Here is a 3,427-nt window from a genome sequence, read left to right as displayed (position 1 = left end):
GCAACCCGCTGCTCGGCGCCGCCGACTACAAGCTGGTGCATCACGCCGCCAATGGCCGTGCCGTCTACAGCTTCTGCATGTGCCCGGGCGGCACGGTGGTGGCGGCAACCTCGGAACCGAACCGCGTCGTCACCAACGGCATGAGCCAGTATTCGCGCAACGAACGCAATGCCAATGCCGGTATCGTCGTGAATGTCGATCCGTCCGATTACGGGGGTTCTATGGAAAACCCGCTCGCCGGCATCGCCTTTCAGCGCGAGCTCGAATCGCGCGCCTTCGAACTCGGCGGTGGCAACTACGACGCGCCGTCGCAGCTGGTCGGCGATTTCCTCGCCGGCCGGCCGTCGACCGCGCTCGGCTCGGTCGAGCCTTCCTACAAGCCGGGCGTCAGGCTGACCGATCTCGCCACAGCACTGCCGCCGTACGCGATCGAAGCCATGCGCGAGGCGCTGCCCGCCTTCGGGCACCAGATCAAGGGCTTCGACATGGACGATGCGGTGCTCACCGGCGTCGAGACGCGGACTTCGTCACCGCTGCGCATTACGCGCGGCGACGACCTGCAGAGCGTGAATGTGAAGGGCCTGTACCCGGCAGGCGAGGGCGCGGGATACGCTGGAGGCATTCTTTCGGCCGGGGTGGATGGGATCAAGGTGTCGGAAGCGGTGGCGCGCAGCATGCTGAGCTTTTCGATAGGCTAGAATTGCCACTAGCGGTGGCAGTTGTGATTCTGATGTTGTGACGTTTTCTGTCTGCCGCCTGACAGTTCAAACCGGTTTTGAAACGAACATGCCATATACGATTGAGTGGGAACCGAGAGGGGTTTACAAGCGTTTCTCCGGGGTCTGTTCATGGGCGGAGTTTTTGCGTAGCCAGGAAGCCGTTCTCGGCGACGCCCGGCTCGACGACATTCACTACAGCATCAACGATCTGCAGGGTGTCGAGAACATCTCGATCATCTCGATCACCGGGGATGAGGCGGAATACAGCGCTGCCATAACGCGCGGGTCCAGCCTGTCGAACCCCAGGCTGAAGATCGCATTCGTGACAACCGACCGTCGCATCACGATGCTGGCCATGGCGGTGCGGGCCCTTACTCCATTGAGGGTCGCGACCTTCGCGACCGAGGCGGAAGCCCGCTCCTGGTGCGAAATCGGCGACTAGCGGCCTGGGAGACGTCAGCGGGTTACAGTTCGATCACTCCCGCGTGAGCCGTCGCGTCCGTTGCGACAGGCGCGCTGGAGCGCCATCAGTTCGATGATTCCGTAGAGCAGCGTGCCGCCCAGAGCCAGCGCCGGGTGTGTCACCAGGCTGTGAAAAATTCGGGCCATGCTGCAATTCCCTCAGTCGAGCGGATGCACGTTTTTCCACGCCCCGTCGAAGAATCGGTCGAGCGCGGCTTCCAGCAGCTTGAGCAGGATTTCCATTTCGATCCAATCAGGATGGCTGACGATGACGGCGAGCTTAGCAAGCGATTGTTAAGCACTTGTTGCCGGCAGATGTCATCATTTCCGGCCCTTTGCTGCGCTATTCTTGGCCGCGATTCTTGCGCGGGAGAATGGCGGGGTGGCGGTACGAGACGAGTTGGGGCTGAGCGAACTGGCGGAACTGGAGGGCATCCTCGACCAGGGCGGCAGTTACATGGAGTGCCGCGAACTTGCCCAGGTCGATATCGGCGGGCGCTGTTTTCCCGTGCTAGCCATTACGCTGGGCAACCCGGATCCGGGAGTGCCAGCGGCGGCCTTCTTCGGCGGGGTGCATGGCCTGGAGCGCATCGGTACCGCGGTCGTCCTGTCGTATCTGCGCAACCTGGCCAGCCGGCTGCGCTGGGACCGCCTCCTGCACTTCAAGCTCGAGTCGGTGCGTCTTGTCTTCCTGCCTGTCGTCAATCCGGGTGGCATGTGGCGCGGTACGCGCGCCAATCCGGCCGGCGTAGACCTCATGCGCAATGCGCCGGTCGATGCCGAGGAGAGGCCACCTTTCCTGCTCGGCGGTCATCGCTTCGGTGCGCGCCTGCCCTGGTATCGCGGTGCGGCGGGAGCAGCGATGGAGATCGAGGCTGCTGCGCTCTGCCGCATCGTCGAGGAAGAAATGTTGACGCGCGACTTCAGCATCGCCCTCGACTGTCATTCCGGCTTCGGCATTCTCGACCGCATCTGGTTTCCCTATGCCTGCACGCGACGCCCCATTCGCGACATCGCTGAAGTGCATGCGCTGAGCGAGATCTTTGACCAGATGCACCCTTGCCACCGATACGTCTTCGAGCCGCAGAGCCGCCAATACCTGGCGCACGGCGACCTGTGGGACTTTCTCTACCGGCGGGCTGAAGCCGTTCCGGAAAAGCTCTTTCTGCCGCTGACCCTCGAAATGGGGTCGTGGATGTGGGTCAAGAAGAATCCGCGGCAGGTCTTTTCGCGGTACGGCATCTTCAATCCGCTGATCGAGCATCGCCAGCAGCGCGTACTGCGCCGCCACTTCGCGTGGTTTGACTTCATTGTTCGTGCGGCCGCGAGCCATCGCCACTGGCGCCCGGAGGGCGAAACCCTGCGGCAGCATCAGGAGCTTGCACTCCAGCGCTGGTACCGGAACAAGCCATCATGAAGCGGTGGATTCTGTTGCGCGGCCTGATGCGGGATTCGCGGCACTGGGGAGCCTTTCCGGCGATGCTTGAACAGACTCTGGGGGCGGCCGAAGTCATCTGCATCGATCTCCCCGGCAACGGAACGCGATATCGCTGGCCGAGTCCGGCCAGCATTTCCGAACTGGTCGCTGCCTGCCGCAGTGATCCGCAGCTCCTTGGTTGTCGCGATCGATCCGGTATCGTCGCCATGTCGCTGGGTGCGATGGTGGCGACGGAATGGGCGGCGCAGCACCCGGAGGAGATCGGCGCACTCGTTCTCATCAACACAAGCCTGCGCCCCTTCAGTCCCCTGTGGCATCGCCTGCGCCCGCAGAATTATCCGGCCATCCTGCACCTGCTGCTCCGCCGTGCCCTCGATACCGAAGTCGAGCGTGCAGTACTCGCGATGACCAGTCGCCGTTGCGTGGATGACTCGGAACTGCTCGCCGACTGGTGTCGATGGCGTGCGGCGATGCCGGTGTCGCGCAGCAACGTGCTGCGTCAGGTGCTCGCCGCCGCCCGCTACCGCGCGCCAAATGAAGCGAGGGTTTCGACGCTGTTGCTGGCCAGCGAAGGCGACAGCCTTGTTGCGGCAGACTGCTCGCGGGAGATAGCCCGTCGGTGGCGTGTGCCGCTGGCCGTCCACCCGGACGCCGGGCACGATCTGCCCCTTGATGATCCGCAGTGGGTCCTCAATCAGATCCGATTCTGGCAAGCGACCTGAACCGGCCGCGATAACTTCGCAGCGGTCGGCGCCTTCGGGTCAGAGCCCGTATTCCTTGGCGTCCTTCGGCTTCACGCACTGGTAGC

General features: G+C 63.4%; 5 protein-coding genes. 4 read left to right on the top strand and 1 reads right to left on the bottom strand.

Annotation, left to right across the window (positions count from 1 at the left end; genetic code table 11):
• On the top strand, positions 1–698 hold a 698-nt coding region (locus RKP46_RS14040; protein ID WP_409194150.1), incomplete at its 5' end, for an NAD(P)/FAD-dependent oxidoreductase.
• Positions 699–786: 88 nt separating this feature from the next.
• Positions 787–1,161: an STAS/SEC14 domain-containing protein gene (locus tag RKP46_RS14035; protein ID WP_311107208.1), complete on the top strand. Its 375-nt coding sequence runs from the start codon at positions 787–789 to the stop codon at positions 1,159–1,161.
• A 14-nt stretch (positions 1,162–1,175) separates the two neighbouring features.
• On the opposite strand, the gene RKP46_RS14030 is transcribed toward RKP46_RS14035, so the two are convergent.
• Positions 1,176–1,328 carry a hypothetical protein gene (locus tag RKP46_RS14030; RefSeq protein WP_311107207.1) on the bottom strand — a complete coding sequence of 51 codons (153 nt, stop codon included), beginning with the start codon at positions 1,326–1,328 and terminating at the stop codon, positions 1,176–1,178.
• A gap of 235 nt (positions 1,329–1,563) precedes the next feature.
• On the opposite strand from RKP46_RS14030, the gene RKP46_RS14025 reads away from it, so the two are divergent.
• Positions 1,564–2,598 (top strand): M14 family zinc carboxypeptidase, encoded by a 1,035-nt coding sequence (locus RKP46_RS14025; protein WP_311107206.1) that lies wholly within the window; start codon positions 1,564–1,566, stop codon positions 2,596–2,598.
• Positions 2,595–3,341 (top strand): alpha/beta hydrolase, encoded by a 747-nt coding sequence (locus tag RKP46_RS14020; protein ID WP_311107205.1) that lies wholly within the window; start codon positions 2,595–2,597, stop codon positions 3,339–3,341. The genes RKP46_RS14025 and RKP46_RS14020 overlap by 4 nt, the downstream gene beginning before the upstream one ends.
• The last annotated feature ends 86 nt before the right edge of the window (positions 3,342–3,427 follow it).

It is taken from the genome of Accumulibacter sp., from assembly GCF_031732815.1.
In the GTDB taxonomy this organism is placed as follows: domain Bacteria; phylum Pseudomonadota; class Gammaproteobacteria; order Burkholderiales; family Rhodocyclaceae; genus Accumulibacter.
Note: the sequence above shows the minus strand (reverse complement) of the source record. Positions and strands in the feature narration are given on the sequence as shown.